The following is a 17,566-nucleotide window of genomic DNA, read 5'->3' as shown; positions in this document are numbered from 1 at the left end:
CGAGCGAAGCGAGTCCGCAATTCCTAATTCCTAATTTCTAATTACTAATTAATACTGCACTCATACCCTGCGTCAACGACCGCTTTGATTGCCGCATCGATATTTACGTTTGCGCTGTGAACGGTCGCCTCGCCTTTTTCGAGACTGACGTCGACAGAGGTCACTCCCTCCACTTTTTCGAGCGCCGACTTTACGTGACCGACACAGTGCATACACATCATGCCTTTGACTTTAAGAACCGTTTCCATATTATTACCTCCGATTTCGGTTATTGATAACTCTTTTTCGTCTGTGCGATTTTTATTTTTGCGCTTGCCCACACCTTTGAGCTTGCGGGATAGCCGCGAATCGTCGAACTTCATAACAGTCAGCCGCAATGCGTTGCAAACGACGAATACCGACGAGAACGCCATTGCCGCCGAGGCTATCATGGGATTGAGCGTAACGCCTACGCCGAACAGCACGCCCGCCGCGAGCGGTATGCCGAGAACATTATATATAAACGCCCAAAACAAGTTTTGCTTGATATTCCTAAGGCTCGCGTGCGACACCGCCATGGCGCGCGGCACGTCCATAAGATCGCTCTTAACAAGCACCACGTCCGCCGCCTCGATAGCGACGTCCGTACCCGAGCCTATCGCTATGCCGACGTCCGCTTCTTTGAGCGCGGGCGCGTCGTTTATGCCGTCGCCGACCATTGCGACCCTGCCGCCGCCCGATTTGAGCGACTTAATGATATCGAGCTTGTCGCTCGGCAGAACGTTGCAGTACACTTCGGTTATACCGACCTTCTCGGCTATACGGTGGGCTTGCGCCGCGTTGTCGCCCGTAAGCATCGCCACGCGCGCGCCGCAGCTTTTGAGCATTTCGATAGCGCGGGCGCTCGACGGCTTGATCTCATCAGCGACCGTTATCGCGCCGAGCAGCTCGCCGCGTTTGCAAAGAAATACGGTTTGCGCATCGTCCTCGTCACATTTCACCCCGAACTCCGCCATGAGCCGAGCCGAGCCGAGCGCATACTCTGTGCCGTCCGACTTAGCGATCACACCGTAGCCTATACGGTACTCGCCGTCAGTCGCGTCGGGTGATACCAAGTTCCTATCGTGCGTCGCGTCGATTATCGCTTGCGCAAGCGGGTGCGTGCTTGTTTTTTCCAGCGCGGCGGCAATGCTTAAAACCTCGTCCTCGGTAAGACCGAACGTTTTTATACCGACCACGCGCGGCTTGCCCTCGGTTATCGTTGCCGTTTTATCGAGCGCGAACACCTCTACGCTTTGGAGCGCTTGCAGTACCTCGGCGTTCTTTACAAGCACGCCGTACGCCGCCGCTCTGCCCGTTCCCGCCATGACGGCGACTGGCGTTGCGAGCCCTAACGCACACGGACAGGATATGACGAGTACAGATATCGCCATGGTGAACGCCTGCGCCGCACTGCCTATAATCAGCCACACGATAAGGGTCACGAGCGCGATCGCGCACACCGTCGGCACGAACACCGCCGCCACCCTGTCGGCTATCTTCTGTATGGGCGCTTTCGAACCGCCTGCGTTTTCTATAAGCTCGATTATCTTGCTGAGCGTGGTGTCCGCACCCACCTTTTCGGCGGTAAGCTCTACCCTGCCGGTGAGGTTGAGCACGGCGGACGTCACGCGGCTTCCCACCGTCGCTTCATCGGGCAACGACTCGCCCGTTATTGCAGACTTATCGAGCGTGGTCGAGCCGACCTCGACAACGCCGTCGCACGGCACGTACTCACCGGGCAATACTATCACCCTGTCGCCTACGCGTATGTCCTCGACCGCGACAGATATTTCCGCGCCGTCGCGAACGACCGTCGCCGTCTGCGGACGGAGCCGCAACAGCTTATCCACTTCCGACCGAGTTTTGCCTTTTGACTTTGCTTCGAGGAACTTTCCGAGAGTTACGAGCGTAAGTATAGTTGCCGCGCCCTCGAAGAACAGGCTCATTGCGTTCATCGATGCGCCGTGCATATCGCCCGAAGCAACACCCGCATTGATTATAAAGAGTTGGACTATTCCGTAAATATACGCCGCACCGCTGCCGAGCGCAACCAGCGTATCCATGTTCGGCGCACGGTGCAAAACCGCTTTACAACCGTTTATAAAGAATTTTCCGTTTATTACAAGAACGGGGGTCGTAAGCACAAGCTGAATAAGCGCGAACGACGACGGGTTTATGTGCGGATCGAGCGCGCCCATAGGAAAGCTTGCCATGTGCCCCATGGAAAAGTACATGAGCGGAATAAGGAAAACCAACGAGCTTAAAAACCTTATAAGCAGCGTTTTAGCATAGTCGACGGGCTTTTGAGCTTCGCTCTTTACGGTTTCACCTTTCCCTCCGTCGTAGCGCACCGCGCCGTACCCGGCCGCCTCGACGGCGCGAATGATATCGCCGTCCGTTATATCGGTATCGACGGTCATGCGGTTCATGAGCAAATTGACCTCGACGTTTTGTACGCCGAGCTTCCTTACCGCCTTTTCAACGTGCGCCGCACACGCCGCGCAAGTCATTCCGCTAACCGAAAAAATCTTCTTCATTACCTTAGTATTCTATCACCGATATGATATTATGTCAAGTGTTTTATATAAATTCCTACTAAATTAGTATGAATTAAATCTATAATCACCGATTATTCAACATTGTGCGCCGCGACGCATATATTATTTGAACGAGGTAATTCGGAAATGAACGTTATAACGATAGCAGTAGGCGGGTCGGAGTGCGGACACTCCCCCGTCATGCCGTACGTAGGCGAAAAAGCGGACGGCAAGATTTTTACGCGGCTTGCGGCGCTGTATCTGACGGCGGCGCTTATTCGGTGCGATTTCGATGTGCTCGAAGTGCCGTCGCCCGTCGTCGACGCGCGGGATATGATCATGCGCGTCAACCGCTTTACCGCCGACGGCGCGGTGCTGATTTCGCTCGGCGCATTCGGGTCGCGCAAGAGTTTTAACGACGTTAAGGGCGCGGTAGTTTATCATTCGACGAGCAAAGAGCATAAGGTTTTTTGCGAGGATATTTGCGCCGCGCTAAGTCGCAATATTTCTTGCGCTTCGCTCGGTGGCGACAGGGTGTGGCAGGGCGCGGTTTGCCCGACGGCGGTAGTCGACGCGGGGTATCTTACAAATTTCGACGAAGCCAAGCTGTCGCTCGATCCCGACTATGCGCAGACGATAGCCGAGCACGTAGCCATGGGCGTGTGCGAGTATTTCGGTTATCCGTACATTAGGCAGGACGATATTACCGCCTACCCTATTCTTTGCACGGCGGCTACGGGTAAGCGCGGGCGCAAGATCAAAATGCTTCAAGCTCTGCTTGCGGCAAATGGGATGAAAGTCGAGGTCGACGGCGTTTACGGCAAGGAAACCGATCTCGCCGTCAAGGCGTTCGAACAGAACAACGGGCTTTCGGGCGGTGTGGATGCAGCGCTGTGGCGCGAGCTTATACTCCCCGCGCGCAAGCCGCTCGAATACGGTTGTATGCGGAACGGCGTGCTGTATATTCAGCGCAAGCTATACAGTAAGCTTTACGACTGTCCGCAGAGCGGTGAGCTCGACGATAAAACCTTGACCGCCATCAATGAGTTTGTACGCGATAAAAAACTCTGCGCACAATGCACCAAGGAAAGCGGAGTGAGCGAAGAAGTGATTGCCGCACTGTCATGTTTGGGCGGAGGAAAACCCCGTTTATTCTAGTTTTTCTATTAAAAATAAATATATTAAATCTAACCATTATCGGTTTGACAGTTTAGACAAAAAGGTGTATACTGTCTAAGATTTAAATTTAAAATAAAGTGCGAAAAAATGGCTACCGCAAAAAAGAAAACAACCGATAAAATCAAAGCGAGCTTGACCGAACTGCTCGCCGATAAACCGATAGACGACGTGACCGCTACCGCATTGTGCAGTCACGCCGGAATCAACCGCGCCACGTTCTACTATCACTACAACTCGGTGCAGGACGTTCTCACCGAGATAGAGGACGACCTGGAAGCCGAGTTCACGCAGTGGATGTCGCAGGCGACGGTCGCGAGCAACGGCGCGCCCGAAAAAAGCTTTTACGTAACGTTCTTCGAGTTTATTTACAGGAATGTAAGCGTGTGCAAGCTTTTGCTCGGAGCACAGCGGCAATCGGAATTTTTATCGCGCGCAATGGAAGCAGGTAGGACTAAGGTCGTGTCCGTAATGTCGCAGCTCTACCCCAACTGCCCTGCGTCCAAGATAAACTATTACTATATATTCGTTTCCAACGGGTTCTTGGGGCTGCTCGAATACTGGCTTAACAGCGGTATGCGCGAGAGCATAAACGATATCGCGGACGTAGGCGTCCAGGTATCGAACGCGGGAATTAAATATTTGGCGTAAACTAAAAACTACTTGGCAAAACAAAAACGGTGGCGACAACCACCGTTTTATAATGCGTAATTTTATTTATTTGTAGATTTCTTGTTAAGAGTGACGAGCAATACGTGCGCGGCTATGAATGCGGCGAGAACGATATAGCCGTAAAAGCTCGGTATAAACGCGCACGCGACAGCGGCGATCAAGTACCCTGCCGCGCCAACGTACCAAAACTTATCGGTATTGACTCTGAGTCTGTGCGTAAACTCATTGACGGCGCGCTTGTAGTTGAAGCGTTCGGCATGGTAGATTTTAGGCATAGCTGCCGAGGTCATGGACAGTACGAACAGCACGCATATACAAACCAAAGCGTGAATGTTTACCATTTGCACGGTCGAGCTGGAAACGAACTGCCGCGAAATGCCGTAAATAACGACTACGCTGAACGAGCACGACAGAATTATACTGAAAAGTATGATCGACACAAAATTATTTTGCAAGCGGTTTTTGAGCCTTAGCCAAGTACAGACGCCGATTATCAATGCGGGAATAACCCACATAATTATCAGCAAAAGATTATTGAACTTACTGCTGAGCTCGGGCAACGGGCCGTCCTCTACGGGATACTGGAAAATAGCTACCATGTTCGGGAGCATTGGGAGCGTGAGCGCAGTCGCAAAGATTACGATCGCGGCTATCCACATCGCCATTGTGACGAATATTTTATCGGAATGATTGAGTCCGCTTTTCTTATGCAGCATATATCTTTTCTCCTTTTAGGGTATGCCTTAAACCGAAGCTATTTTCAAATAGCTGACAGCGTTGAGATCGAGCGCCGCCGGCGCAAGTCCTTCTTTTATCATGTCGCGCGCGCGCACCGCGACCATAGCCGCGTTGTCCGTGCATAACGACATGGGCGGAAAATGCACCGCGCAACCGAGCTTTTCTCCTTCCGCTTTGAGCTTCTCACGAAGGTACGAGTTAGCCGACACGCCGCCCGCCGCGACCACTGTACCGAGCCCCGATTTTTTTACTACCGACATCGCGGTATCTACGAGCATATCGACCGCCGTACACTGAAAGGACGCGCACACATCGGGGATATTGGGCTGTTCGCCGCGCTGTTCGAGGTTGTGCAGGTAATTGACGACCGCAGTTTTCAGTCCCGAATAGCTCAAATCCTTTTGCTTGTGCTTGCGCTCGATAAACGTAATATTGTTATTGCCGGTCTTGGCAAGCTTGTCTATTTCGGGTCCGCCGGGGTACGGCAAGCCCACCGCGCGCGCGACCTTATCGAACGCTTCGCCTATCGCGTCGTCGGTTGTGGATGCGACCATTGTAAAGCTGTTAAGCCCGTCCACCTTACAAACGCCTGTATGTCCGCCGCTCGCCACCACCGCAAGAAACGGGGGTTTTAGTGTGGGGCACGATATATAGTTTGCAGCAATGTGCGCTTCGATATGATTGACCGCGTACAGCGGTATGCCGAGCGAGTACGCGAGCGCTTTCGCCGCCGACACGCCCACAAGTAGCGCGCCTACAAGCCCCGCGCCGTAGGTGACGGCTATCGCGTCGAGCTCGGTCAGTTTAACGCCCGCTTTTTCAAGCGCTTCGTCGATAACGGGCAGTATTGCGGTCAAGTGGTTGCGCGACGCTATCTCGGGCACTACCCCGCCAAACCGCCGGTGAATTTCTATCTGCGACGATATAACGTTGGATAACAGCGTATCGCCTTTAAGCACCGCCGCCGAAGTCTCGTCGCACGACGTTTCTATTCCTAAGATTATTTTATCGCTCATTGTAGTAGTTCGCCTTAAATGTGCTAAACGGATTTTTTTAGATAGTCTATAATAAATTCGCCTATATCCCCGTCCATTACCGACTGAATGTCGCTGTCCTCGTAGTTAGTACGGTGGTCCTTGACGAGCGTGTACGGCTGGAACACGTACGAGCGGATCTGACTGCCCCATTCGATCTTTTTGAGATCGCCCTTTATGCTCGCCGCTTTCTCGGCGGCTTCGCGCTCTTTGAGCTCGACGAGCTTGGATTTGAGCATGGTCATTGCCATTTCGCGGTTTTGCGTTTGCGACCGCTCGTTCTGGCAGGTCACGACTATACCCGTCGGGAAATGCGTAATGCGTATAGCCGAGTCGGTCTTGTTTATGTGCTGACCACCAGCGCCGCTGCTGCGGTAAGTATCGACGCGTATCTCGTCGGGATTGATAGTGATTGTAATATCGTCCTTGATCTCGGGCATGACTTCGAGACTCGCGAACGAGGTGTGCCGACGCGCGTTGGCGTCGAACGGCGAAATGCGCACCAAGCGGTGCACGCCCTTTTCGGCTTTAAGATAGCCGTACGCGTTTATGCCGCGCGCAATGAACGTTATAGACTTGATCCCCGCCTCGTCGCCATCCAAGCGATCGACGACCTCGACAGAGTACCCCGACTTTTCGCAATACATTTTATACATACGGAAAAGCATCTGCACCCAGTCCTGAGCTTCCGTACCGCCCGCGCCCGCATGGAGCGAGAGTATGGCGTCCGCCTTGTCGTACTCACCGCGGAGAAGCGCCGAGATCTGCACCGCTTCCGCATCCTTATAGAGCGCGACGGACGCCGACGAAAGCTCCTCGGCGAGCTCGCCGTCGGGCTCGACTTCGAGTAGCTCCGCCATGTCGTTAAGATCGTCTACCGTGCGGAACAGCTTTTTGTAGCGTGCGAGCGTATCGTCGATATACTTAGCCTCGCTGTTGACCGCCTGCGCTGCTTTGGGATCGGCATAGAGATTGGGATCGTTTTGTTTTTCCACAAGCTCTTTGAGCCGACTTTCGAGCTTACTCGCGTCGACTGCGGCGTACGCGTCCGAAATCATGTTCTTGGCGTCTTTTATTCGATTTTTGATTTCTTCTATATCCATAGCTATACATTTTATATTATATAAGAGTCGTGTATTTAAGTCAAGTGTTTTTGAAAAAACGTAATTCTAATGGTATTGACAATCAAATATTTATATGATAGAATAATACACACCGTATTATACGAGCAAATGACGCGTTAATATTACGTAGGCGATTTGAGTGATAAGCAGGACGTGTGCCGCGTTCGTAGCGGCGCTACGTGCGCGGTGCGCGGACGAACTTAGCGCGCAAATCGACAGTAAGATTAGCGCACGAATTTGCTTGGATAATACATATACGGGAGCGTAGCTCAGTCGGTAGAGCAACGAAAAAACGAGGTTAGAAATAATCTCGTACAGCAAATTTTTTGTAGCTAAGAAGCCGTGTGTCGGTGGTTCGAGTCCATCCGCTCCCACAACTAAATCTCAAAGGAGGGTACAGTCGAAATCGGTATGAGCAATTTCATGGACATGATAAAAAACGTGCTGGATAACGAGCGTAACGTTTCGGTCACCGAAAACGGTGCGCTTGGGTTTAGCACATCAGGAAAAGAATTGCTCGACATCAATTTCGCGGTATCGTCCTTGCGCAGCTGTCCGGAGATAGAAGTCGTTAAGCGATTTGCGCGCGTGTTCCATGAGGACAAAACGCTCGCCGTTAAATGGCTGTTCTTTGCCGGCGACGTGCGCGGCGGCATGGGCGAACGCAGGCTGTTCCGTCTCGGCATGGCATATCTCGCGTACTCCGAGCCCGAGCTTGCAAAAAAGCTTATCCCGCTCATCCCCGAATACACGCGCTGGGATAACGTAGTTACCCTGCTCAGCACGCCCGTCGAAAAAGACGCGATTTCTCTTATTCGCGAGCAGCTTAACGCCGACCTTAAAGCAATGCGCGCGAACAAGCCCGTATCGCTCCTGGCTAAGTGGTTGCCCTCGCTCAACGCGACGAGTAAGGAAACGGTCGAGTATGCAAAGTATCTTTGCCGCGCGCTCGGCATGACGAACAAGCAATACCGCACCGCGTTATCCTCGCTCCGCAAATACTTGAAGGTAGTGGAAGTGCAGATGAGCGCCGACGAGTGGAGCGAGATAAACTATTCGGCAGTCCCCTCGCGCGCCAACCTTATATACGGCAAGGCGTTTTTTAAGCACGACGAGGACCGCCGCATCGCCTATCTCGAATCGGTCAGCCGCGGCGAGCAAAAGATAAACTCAGGCGTGCTGTTCCCGCACGATATAGTTCATTCGTATTCGTACGGAGATTATTCGCTTACCGTCAAGGAGCTCGACCAAACGCTCGAAGAACTTTGGCGCGCCCTACCCGACTACGTGGACGGCGACGACTCGACCATGTGCGTTGTGGACGGTTCGAGCAGTATGACCGTCCGTGTGGGCAACACCCGAGTAAAGGCGATGGAGGTCGCGTTCGCACTCGGCATATACTTCGCCGAGCGTTGCAATGATCGGTATAAAGACAAGTTCATTACGTTCAGCGAACGGCCCCGTTATATCGACCTATCCAAACAAAAAACGCTGCACGACAAACTCGCCAAGGCGTTTGCGTACAGCGAGGTCGCAAACACCAATATAGAAGCTGTATTTGATTTAATACTGAATACTGCGGTCAAAAACAAGCTTAACCAAGCCGACCTGCCCCGTAACGTCTTAATCCTTTCGGATATGGAATTCGATAATTGCGCCGTCGTCGGCAAAACGAAAGGTAAAGTATATTTAACCGCGAACAACGCGGACGGCGTGAGATTGTTCGAGGAGCTCGGGGCGCGCTACGAGGAAAAAGGCTATAAGCTACCGCGGCTCGTGTTCTGGAATATAAACAGCCGAACGCTCACAGTTCCCGTCCGCGAGAACGAATTGGGCGTAGCGCTCGTCAGCGGGTTCAGCCCGACGATAGCGAGCATGGTATTAAGCGGCGACCTCGATCCGTACAAGTGCTTACTTGCACAATTGTCCACCCCGCGCTACGACAAGGTCGAAATAGCAATCAAATAATAAAAATCAAAAAGAGTGGTTACAAAAAACAAACCACTCTTTTAATTTTTAATTATTAATTTTTAATTGTTAGTTGCTCTCGTCTTTGCCGCAGCAGTTCTTGTACTTCTTGCCGCTGCCGCACGGACAGGGATCGTTACGCCCTACCTGCTTGGACTTGGGCGTTACGTCGGGTTCTTGGACCTGTCGCTCGCCGTCGCCGTGGTTCTCTATAAGCACGGTCTCCTGCTTGGGCGGTTCGGGCGGATACTCGACGTTGGCGCGCATGAGCATCGTTACAACGTCCTCGTGAATGTTCGAGATCATTTCGTCGAACATATCGAAGCCCTCGCGCTGGTACGCGATAACGGGGTCCTGCTGACCGTACGCCTTTAAGCCGATACCGCTGCGAAGCGCGTCCATGTTGTCGATATGGTCCATCCATTTCTGGTCAACGACGCGAAGCATGACGTACCGCTCGATGTCCTCGAAGTTGACGTTGTGCGCGGTAGCTTCGTCGATCTTTTCCTGATACGTTTTCTCGACCGCTTGATACAGCATATCTTTGAGCTCGTCGAGCGCATAGTTTTTGAGCTTGTCCTCGTCGAAGAACTCCACGACGCCCGGCAGAAGCTTGCGCTCCACTTCTTTGTTGAGCTCCTCCGCGTCCCACTCGTCGTAGTCGACCTTGGGATCGGTGTAAGCGTCGACGACCGTATCGCAACGGTCGCGCATGATTTTGAGTATCTCCTCGTGCATGGGCATACCTTTAAGGACTTTGCCGCGCTCCGCGTAGATAATCTCGCGCTGTTTGTTCATTACGTTATCGTATTCGAGAACGGACTTACGCACCGAGAAGTTGCGCCCCTCTATATTGCGCTGTGCGTTCTCTATCTGCTTGGACAAGATCTTGGCGGCGAGCGGAGTGTCCTCGTCCACCTTGAACATACCCATGACTTTTTTGAGCCTGTCGCCCCACAACCGCAGAACGTCGTCCTCGGCGGACAGATAGAATATGGACGAACCCATATCGCCCTGACGACCGGCACGACCGCGGAGCTGGTTATCGATACGCCGAGACTCGTGGCGCTCCGTGCCGATTATGCGCAGACCGCCGAACGCGATTACCTTTTCTTTCTCAGCGGCGACTTCCGCCTTGAACTCGTCCATGTACTTATTGTACAGCTCGCGCGCCTGCTTGACTTCCTCGGTCTCCGCGGGGAACACCGACGCCGCAAGGTCGATAGTCGGCTCGTCGAAGCCGTCCTTGGCAAGCTTTTCTTTCGCCATGAATTCGGCGTTGCCGCCGAGCATAATATCGGTACCACGACCCGCCATGTTGGTCGCGATCGTGACCTGATGCAACTTGCCTGCCTGTGCTACGATAGACGCTTCCTTGGCATGGTTCTTCGCGTTGAGAACGTTGTGCGGGATCTTTTCGTGCCGAAGGATCTTGCTGAGCGCTTCGCTCTTTTCTACGTTGGTCGTACCTACAAGAACGGGCTGACCGCGGTCGTAGCATTCTTTAATGTCGGCGACGATAGCGCGCATCTTGCCGTTGTTGTTAATAAACAAAAGGTCGTTCTCGTCAACGCGCTGAATAGGCAGGTTGGTGGGGATCGTTACGACGTCGAGCTTGTAAATCGAGCGGAACTCGTTCTCCTCGGTCTTGGCGGTACCCGTCATGCCCGAAAGCTTGTCATACAGTCTGAAATAGTTTTGGAACGTGATCGTCGCGAGCGTTTTGTTCTCAGACTGGATACGCACGTTCTCTTTGGCTTCGATGGCTTGATGCAAGCCGTCGTTGTACCGCCGACCTATCATAAGACGACCGGTGAACTCGTCGACTATGACGACCTCGCCGTCGCTGACGATATAGTCCTGATCGCGGTGCATTATGAAGTTCGCTTTGAGCGCGTTGTTGATATAATGATAAAGTTCGGTATTCTCGATATCAGCGAGGTTCTCTACCTCGAAGTACGTTTCGGCGCGCTCGATACCCTGTTCGGTAAGGTTGATGGCGCGCTTCTTCTCGTCTATCTCGTAATCTTCTTCGTTGACGAGCCGACGCGCAAAGCGGTTGGCGCGGCTATACATTTCGCTGCTCTTCCCGCCCTTGCCAGAAATGATGAGCGGGGTACGCGCTTCGTCGATAAGTATGGAGTCTACCTCGTCGATTATGGCGAACGCGAGATCGCGCTGGACCATGTCCTCGCGGCGCACTACCATGTTGTCGCGCAGGTAGTCGAAACCGAGCTCGTTATTGGTGGCGTAGGTAATGTCGCAGTTGTACGCCTTGCGCTTAGCGTCGGGCCTCATGCCGGAAACTGCAACGCCGACGGTAAGTCCCAAGAACCTATGAATCTTACCCATCCATTCCGCATCTCGGCGCGCGAGGTAGTCGTTGACCGTGACTACGTGAACGCCCTTGCCCGTAAGCGCGTTAAGGTACGCGGGCAGAGTCGATACAAGCGTTTTACCTTCACCCGTACGCATCTCGGCGATTCGGCCTTGGTGCAATGCGATACCGCCCATGATCTGCACTTTGAAGTGCTTCATATTGAGTACGCGCTTGCCCGCTTCGCGAACGACGGCAAACGCCTCGGGCAAAAGATCGTCGAGGCTTTCGAAATTCTCTTTATATCGCTTTTTGAAAATCTCGGTCATGCCGCGAAGCTCGTCGTCGGACATTGCCGCGAACTTGTCTTCGAGCGCGAGGACTTGCTCGGCTTTTGCCGAGAGCCTGCGCACGTTGCGCCTGTTGTCACTGCCTGTTATAAACGAAATAAGTCCCATTGTTACCTCTCGCGCATATACTATGCAACATTTATCATTTTATCATATCTAAAAGATAATTGCAAGAGATTTTCTTCCTTCTTTTGAATAAAAGAAGGAAGCGAAGAAAAGTTACGCTGAAATATTTGTTTTTTTGACATACAAAAACCGCCGCTTTATAAGCGACGGTTGATTGTTTTTAATTGCTCTTATTTCGTGCCGAAAAGTCTGTCGCCCGCGTCGCCGAGACCGGGAAGGATATAGCCGTTCTCGTTAAGGCATCTGTCGAGCACCGCCACGTAAATCTTTACGTCGGGATGCGCGGTGGCGAGCTTTTCAACGCCCTCGGGCGCGGCGATGATCGACATTTGCCGAATATCCTTGCAGCCCTTCTTTTTAAGAAGCTTGATAGCCGCGTCGGCGCTGCCGCCCGTTGCGAGCATGGGATCGAGCACGATAGCGCGCTTCTTCTCGATACCCTCGGGGAGCTTGCAGTAGTATTCCTGCGGTTCGAGCGTTTCCTCGTCGCGGTACATACCGATATGCCCGACCTTTGCCGTGGGGAACAGAACGTGCACGCCGCTCACCATGCCGAGCCCCGCGCGGAGCACGGGAACGATCGCTATCGAGTTTTCCTGAACCATTTTCTGCTTGCACTTTTCGAGCGGGGTTTGGACCTCTACGACCTGCGTCGGCGCGTCCTTGAACGCCTCGTACGTAAGGAGCACGGTTATTTCCTCGATAAGCTCGCGGAAGTCTTTGGTGTGCGTATCGACCGAGCGCAGTATAGCTATCTTGTGGCTGATAAGCGGATGGTCGAGTATAGTAACGTTATCGAAATGTTTCATGCTTTCACCTATCCTATTCCTTTTCGGGAGCTCGCTCGTCGGAGGTTGCAGCCGCTTCCGTTTGAGCTTCGCTTTCGGTCGATTCGGCCGTCGGTTGCTCGACGGCTTCGGGTTCTGCGGAAGCGTTTACCGTTTCGCCGTTTTCGGTTTCGGCGCCTTTCTTTTTCTTGATATTGACTATGAGGTTGACTATGATACCGAGGATAAGCGCGCACGCGACTTCGGTAATGGTGACCTGACCGATTTTGAGCGCCATGCCGCCCACACCGGCGATAAGGATAACGCAAACGGTGAACAGGTTGCGGTGGTCGTCGAGGTCTTCCTTCTGGATCATTTTAAGACCGCTTACGGCGATAAAGCCGTAGAGCGCGATACACACGCCGCCCATTACACAGCTGGGAATGCTGGCGAGGAAGAGCGTAAACGGCGCAAGGAACGCCGCAATAATCGCCATGCACGCAGTCACGAATATAGTAGCGACCGAAGCGTTGCGCGATATAGCCACGCAGCCGACCGATTCGCCGTAGGTGGTGTTGGGGCAGCCGCCGAAGAACGCACCCGCGATCGAGCCTACGCCGTCGCCGAGAAGCGTGCGGTGAAGTCCGGGGTCTTTAAGTAGATCGGTTTCGATAATGGACGAAATGTTCTTGTGGTCGGCGATGTGCTCTGCGAACACGACGAACGCGACGGGTATGTACGCAACGGCGATCGTGCCGATATATCCACCTATCGTGCCACCCTCGGGTGCAACGTAGTTACCGGAGAAAGCGGTTATGAACGAGAAGTCGGGATACCATGCCGAGGCTTGTCCGAGCGTGCTGAACGTATCGAAGTTGATAACGCGAAGGCATTCGGCACCCTCTATATAGCTGAATCCGGTAAATATAGCGGCAAGCGCGTAGCCCGAAAGGATACCGATAACGAAGGGTATCATTTTGACCATTTTCTTGCCGTATACCGAACACACGATCGTGACGATAAGCGTTACAAGTCCGCAAAGCAATGCGATAAACGTATTGGCGTATGTGAAAGTCGTGGTTATCTCCTCGGTAACTACAACGCCGTTCTCAATCACGGGCATACCGTCAACTATCTTTGCTACGATCGAAGTTACGTCGTAAGTCGCACTGCCCTTCATGAGATCGCCTATCGCGTTGCCTGCAAGCGACAACCCGATGATAGCGACCGTAGGTCCGATAACGACCGCAGGCATGATTTTGTCTATCCACTTAACGCCCGCAAACTTGACTATGACCGCGATTATCACGTACACAAGTCCCGCGAACACCGCACCGATAATAAGTCCGAGATAGCCGAGCGACATGGACACGCCGCCTGCAAACGCCGCAGCCATAGAGCCGAGGAACGCGAACGAGCTGCCGAGGAACACGGGGCTTTTGAACTTGGTAAAGAGCAGGTAAACGAACGTGCCGATACCCGCGCCGAACAGCGCCGCCGCAGGCGACATCCCGTTCTTTACGATCATCGGGACGGCAATCGTAGCCGCGAGTATCGCCAGCAGTTGTTGCAGCGAAAAGAGTAAAAGCCGACCGAATTTCGGCCTGTCTTTTACGCCGTAGATCATTTCCATAGTTTTTCCTTCCTTTTGTTTGATTAATACTGCGCGATAAAAAACGCGTAATACCGAAAACCAAAGGCATACGCGCGCCGAAAAAATAGTTCTTCCCCGAAAAAAAGCAAAATTTTTTTAGGCGCGAAGCCTATCGTTGTTAAGTATAACAAATGCCCACGCCTTTGTCAACACAAAAGAAGAAATTTGTCGAAAAAGTTACTTCTTTTGGCAAAGAAGTCACCAAGAAACTTTTAGGTTTGTATACTCGGGGATAAACAATATATTTAATTCCCGATTAACAAAAATTTACAACACAAAACCCTGCCGAAACCGAGCTTGGCTTCGGCGGGTTCGCGTAACGATATTTACAATGGAACCAATTATCAATCTTGTGGAGCAGAGTTAGCGTGTTCGAGTTCTTCTTTGTACTTACCGATCACGAGTTGTGCTATGTAATCGCGCGTTTCGTTATTGATGGGATGCGCGATATCACGGAACTCGCCTGTGCCCAATCGCTTGTTAGGCATGGCGACGAAAAGACCACCCTCCGTTTCAACCACACGCAAATCGTGGACGACGAAGCAACCGTCGATAGTGATAGATGCCGCCGCTTTGAGTTTGCCGGGTTCCTTGACAAGGCGAAGCCTTACCTCGGTGATTTCCACAATTTTCCTCCGAAATTGGATTGCGACCATGTTTAGTGTAACATACTTTGCAAGTAAAATCAATAGGTTTGTAAAAATTTTTTGTTTATAGCCGTTTGTTTTTAACCGTGCCGTACAAGCACCCGAGCCCCGTCCGCGGCATATCTAATTATATGAAAATTCATTTCGTAGGAATATCGGGCGTTTCTATGCGCGCGCTCTCTGACGCTGCGGCAAGCCGCGGGCATATTGTAACGGGCTCGGACAATACGCTCGGCGGGCACGACCCCAAAAACGTAGAAGGCGCCGACCTTGTCGTATACACCAACGCCGTGCCGCAGGACAACTGCGAGCTCGTCCGAGCCCGCGAGCTTAATATCCCGATAATCGAACGCGCCGAATATCTCGGCGAGCTTGCGCGCGTGTATAAAACGGTCATAGCGGTTGCGGGCTGTCACGGCAAAAGCACGACGACCGCCATGCTCGGCGCGGCGCTTAAAAACCGCCGCCCTACCGTGCACGTGGGCGTTAAGGACGCGTCGCACGCGGGCGGCGACAAGTTTTTCGTGACCGAGGCGTGCGAGTATCGCGCCAGCTTTACCCACCTGCATCCCGACGTAGGCGTTATACTCAACGTACAGTATGACCACCCCGACTACTATAAAACGCTCGATTCGCTTATATGCGCATACGTGCAGTTTTCGAAAAACTGCAAAAAGCTTATCGTGAACGGCGACGACGAGCTGTGCGTTAAGCTTTTCCCCACCGCCGTCACTTTCGGCACGCGCGAGGGCTGCGACTACCGCGCCGTGAATATCGCAAGCAAGAACGGGCTGCGCACCTTCACTCTTGTCGGCAAAAAGCACGCCGACGTCAAGCTGCGCGTGGCTGGCGTACATAACGTATACAACGCGCTCGCCACCATTGCGGCGGCAACAGAGTGCGGCGTGCCGCTCACCGAAATACTGCCCATGCTATACGAGTTCAACGGCGTGGGACGGCGGTTCGAGCGCAAGGGGCTTGCGTTCGGCAAAACGATACTGACAGACTACGCCCACCACCCAACCGAAATACAAGCGACCATATCCGCCGCGCGCGAGATCTTTCCGTCGGTCGCGGTCGTGTTCCAGCCGCATACGTACTCGCGCACGCAAGCGTTATTAGACGATTTTTCAAGCGCGCTCGGCAAAGCAGACACGGTCGTTCTCGCGCCCATATTTGCCGCGCGCGAAAAACCGATAGAGGGCGTCAGCTCGCACGCGCTCTGCCGCAAGATCGTAGAAAACAAAGAGAACGCGTACTGCTTCGACACGTTCACCGAGATACTCGAATTCTGTAAAGGACTAAAAGAAAAAGCGCTCATTTTCATGGGCGCAGGCGATATTGATATTTGTGCAGATAGGTTTATTCAATTAGGAATGATTTAGTTGATCACTCCGCCGCCCAAGCATCTGTCGCCGAGGTATATCACGGCATACTGACTGGGCGTGACGGCGCGCTGCGGCTCGTCGAAATCGAGCGTAAAGCTTCCGTCGGGCTTATAGTAAAGCGTAGCGCCGAAGTCGGGCTGACGGTAGCGCGTTTTGGCGGTGCAGCGCAATTCGCTCGGCATATCGAACTCGCCTATTATATTGAACTCGCTGCCCGTGAGCGACGAAGTAAAGAGCTCGCTCTCGTCGCCGCACGACACGATAAGCCGATTATTCTTAACGTCCTTACGTAGCACGAACCACCTGCCCGCTTCGCCTTTCACGCCGCCTATACCTAAGCCGCGCCGTTGACCGAGCGTGTAGTACATAAGCCCGTCGTGCCTGCCAACTACCTTGCCCGAAGTATCGACGATCTCGCCGCTCTGCGCGGGCAGATATTCGGACAGGAACTTTTTGAACTTGCGCTCGCCGATAAAGCAAATGCCCGTGCTGTCCTTCTTTTTGGCGACGGACAAGCCGAGCTCGTCCGCGAGCTTTCTCACATCCGGCTTTACCATGCCGCCGATGGGGAACAGAACGCCACCGAGCTGTTCGGTTTTTACCTGATTGAGAAAGTACGTTTGATCCTTGTTATTGTCCACCGCGCGCATGAGCCTATCGCCCGAGATATTGCAGTAATGCCCTGTTGCGATATAGTCCGCGCCGAGCGTCATGCAGTAGTCGCGGAACGCGCCGAACTTGACCACGCGGTTACAAAGCACGTCGGGATTGGGCGTGCGGTAGGCGCGGTACTCCTTTAAGAAATATTCGAACACGCCGTCCATGTACTCTTTGGCGAAGTTGACCGAGTAGCACTCTATGCCGAGCTTGTCGCTGACCGCGCGTACGTCCTGCCAATCGGTTGCGGCGGGACACTCGCCTTCTTCCTCCCAATTGTGCATGAAAAGACCCGTAACGTCGTAGCCGTCATGTTTGAGTACGTACGCGGCGACCGCCGAATCGACGCCGCCGCTCATTCCTATAATGACCTTCTTACCCAACGAACAC

Annotated in this window: 13 protein-coding genes and 1 tRNA gene; 5 read left to right on the top strand and 9 right to left on the bottom strand. The window is 53.0% G+C overall.

From position 1 onward, the window contains the following. Window positions 1-44: 44 nt before the first annotated feature. Window positions 45-2,558 carry a cadmium-translocating P-type ATPase gene (gene cadA / locus HDT28_07940; protein ID MBD5132497.1) on the bottom strand — a complete coding sequence of 838 codons (2,514 nt, stop codon included), beginning with the start codon at window positions 2,556-2,558 and terminating at the stop codon, window positions 45-47. 147 nt (window positions 2,559-2,705) lie between these two features. Here cadA and HDT28_07935 point away from each other — a divergent pair, with 147 nt between their 5' ends. Both HDT28_07935 and HDT28_07930 read left to right on the top strand, forming a co-directional pair. After that, complete coding sequence (locus tag HDT28_07935; GenBank protein MBD5132496.1) at window positions 2,706-3,716, top strand: hypothetical protein; 1,011 nt, start codon at window positions 2,706-2,708, stop codon at window positions 3,714-3,716. Window positions 3,717-3,824: 108 nt separating this feature from the next. Next, window positions 3,825-4,385: a TetR/AcrR family transcriptional regulator gene (locus HDT28_07930; GenBank protein MBD5132495.1), complete on the top strand. Its 561-nt coding sequence runs from the start codon at window positions 3,825-3,827 to the stop codon at window positions 4,383-4,385. A 62-nt stretch (window positions 4,386-4,447) separates the two neighbouring features. Here the strand turns inward: HDT28_07930 and HDT28_07925 are convergent, their stop codons facing one another. Genes HDT28_07925 through HDT28_07915 form a run of 3 tightly spaced genes read right to left on the bottom strand, consistent with a single transcriptional unit; the run spans window position 4,448 to window position 7,281 of the window. Then, the gene (locus HDT28_07925; protein ID MBD5132494.1) at window positions 4,448-5,122 is read right to left on the bottom strand and encodes a hypothetical protein; all 675 of its coding nucleotides are present in this window, start codon (window positions 5,120-5,122) and stop codon (window positions 4,448-4,450) included. Between the two features lie 27 nt (window positions 5,123-5,149). Then, window positions 5,150-6,160 carry a tRNA (adenosine(37)-N6)-threonylcarbamoyltransferase complex transferase subunit TsaD gene (gene tsaD, locus HDT28_07920; GenBank protein MBD5132493.1) on the bottom strand — a complete coding sequence of 337 codons (1,011 nt, stop codon included), beginning with the start codon at window positions 6,158-6,160 and terminating at the stop codon, window positions 5,150-5,152. Between the two features lie 23 nt (window positions 6,161-6,183). Continuing rightward, window positions 6,184-7,281 (bottom strand): peptide chain release factor 2, encoded by a 1,098-nt coding sequence (locus tag HDT28_07915; protein MBD5132492.1) that lies wholly within the window; start codon window positions 7,279-7,281, stop codon window positions 6,184-6,186. Window positions 7,282-7,560: 279 nt separating this feature from the next. Between HDT28_07915 and HDT28_07910 the strand changes: the two genes are divergently transcribed. Then, a tRNA-Phe gene (locus HDT28_07910) sits at window positions 7,561-7,676 on the top strand. Between the two features lie 37 nt (window positions 7,677-7,713). Beyond that, a complete protein-coding gene (locus HDT28_07905) occupies window positions 7,714-9,270 on the top strand; it encodes a DUF2828 family protein (GenBank protein MBD5132491.1) in 1,557 nt (518 codons plus the stop codon). A gap of 69 nt (window positions 9,271-9,339) precedes the next feature. Here the strand turns inward: HDT28_07905 and secA are convergent, their stop codons facing one another. The 4 genes from secA to spoVG form a co-directional block, all read right to left on the bottom strand. Continuing rightward, window positions 9,340-12,045 carry a preprotein translocase subunit SecA gene (gene secA / locus HDT28_07900; protein MBD5132490.1) on the bottom strand — a complete coding sequence of 902 codons (2,706 nt, stop codon included), beginning with the start codon at window positions 12,043-12,045 and terminating at the stop codon, window positions 9,340-9,342. A gap of 188 nt (window positions 12,046-12,233) precedes the next feature. Then, entirely contained in the window at window positions 12,234-12,872 is a 639-nt protein-coding gene (gene upp, locus HDT28_07895; protein MBD5132489.1) for a uracil phosphoribosyltransferase, read from the bottom strand. Between the two features lie 13 nt (window positions 12,873-12,885). Next, the gene (locus HDT28_07890; GenBank protein MBD5132488.1) at window positions 12,886-14,463 is read right to left on the bottom strand and encodes a uracil-xanthine permease; all 1,578 of its coding nucleotides are present in this window, start codon (window positions 14,461-14,463) and stop codon (window positions 12,886-12,888) included. Between the two features lie 365 nt (window positions 14,464-14,828). Further along, on the bottom strand, window positions 14,829-15,110 hold the full coding sequence (spoVG, locus tag HDT28_07885; GenBank protein ID MBD5132487.1) for a septation regulator SpoVG: 282 nt from the start codon (window positions 15,108-15,110) through the stop codon (window positions 14,829-14,831). 152 nt (window positions 15,111-15,262) lie between these two features. Here spoVG and murC point away from each other — a divergent pair, with 152 nt between their 5' ends. Beyond that, window positions 15,263-16,516 carry a UDP-N-acetylmuramate--L-alanine ligase gene (murC, locus tag HDT28_07880; protein ID MBD5132486.1) on the top strand — a complete coding sequence of 418 codons (1,254 nt, stop codon included), beginning with the start codon at window positions 15,263-15,265 and terminating at the stop codon, window positions 16,514-16,516. Here the strand turns inward: murC and mnmA are convergent. Then, complete coding sequence (mnmA, locus tag HDT28_07875; protein ID MBD5132485.1) at window positions 16,513-17,559, bottom strand: tRNA 2-thiouridine(34) synthase MnmA; 1,047 nt, start codon at window positions 17,557-17,559, stop codon at window positions 16,513-16,515. The genes murC and mnmA overlap by 4 nt on opposite strands. Window positions 17,560-17,566: the final 7 nt, after the last annotated feature.

The organism is Clostridiales bacterium, assembly GCA_014799665.1.
In the GTDB taxonomy this organism is placed as follows: Bacteria; Bacillota; Clostridia; order Christensenellales; family Pumilibacteraceae; genus Anaerocaecibacter.
The sequence above is the reverse complement of the archived record's forward strand: the minus strand, read 5'-3'. Positions and strand labels throughout refer to the sequence as shown.

What these genes read in the sequence shown, in the direction of transcription:
- murC (MBD5132486.1), top strand. Translation starts at nt 15,263, where the DNA reads ATGAAAATTCATTTCGTAGGAATATCGGGCGTTTCTATGCGCGCGCTC.
- HDT28_07890 (MBD5132488.1), bottom strand. Translation starts at nt 14,463, where the DNA reads ATGGAAATGATCTACGGCGTAAAAGACAGGCCGAAATTCGGTCGGCTT.
- HDT28_07915 (MBD5132492.1), bottom strand. Translation starts at nt 7,281, where the DNA reads ATGGATATAGAAGAAATCAAAAATCGAATAAAAGACGCCAAGAACATG.
- upp (MBD5132489.1), bottom strand. Translation starts at nt 12,872, where the DNA reads ATGAAACATTTCGATAACGTTACTATACTCGACCATCCGCTTATCAGC.
- cadA (MBD5132497.1), bottom strand. Translation starts at nt 2,558, where the DNA reads ATGAAGAAGATTTTTTCGGTTAGCGGAATGACTTGCGCGGCGTGTGCG.
- HDT28_07930 (MBD5132495.1), top strand. Translation starts at nt 3,825, where the DNA reads ATGGCTACCGCAAAAAAGAAAACAACCGATAAAATCAAAGCGAGCTTG.
- secA (MBD5132490.1), bottom strand. Translation starts at nt 12,045, where the DNA reads ATGGGACTTATTTCGTTTATAACAGGCAGTGACAACAGGCGCAACGTG.
- HDT28_07935 (MBD5132496.1), top strand. Translation starts at nt 2,706, where the DNA reads ATGAACGTTATAACGATAGCAGTAGGCGGGTCGGAGTGCGGACACTCC.
- HDT28_07925 (MBD5132494.1), bottom strand. Translation starts at nt 5,122, where the DNA reads ATGCTGCATAAGAAAAGCGGACTCAATCATTCCGATAAAATATTCGTC.
- HDT28_07905 (MBD5132491.1), top strand. Translation starts at nt 7,714, where the DNA reads ATGAGCAATTTCATGGACATGATAAAAAACGTGCTGGATAACGAGCGT.
- tsaD (MBD5132493.1), bottom strand. Translation starts at nt 6,160, where the DNA reads ATGAGCGATAAAATAATCTTAGGAATAGAAACGTCGTGCGACGAGACT.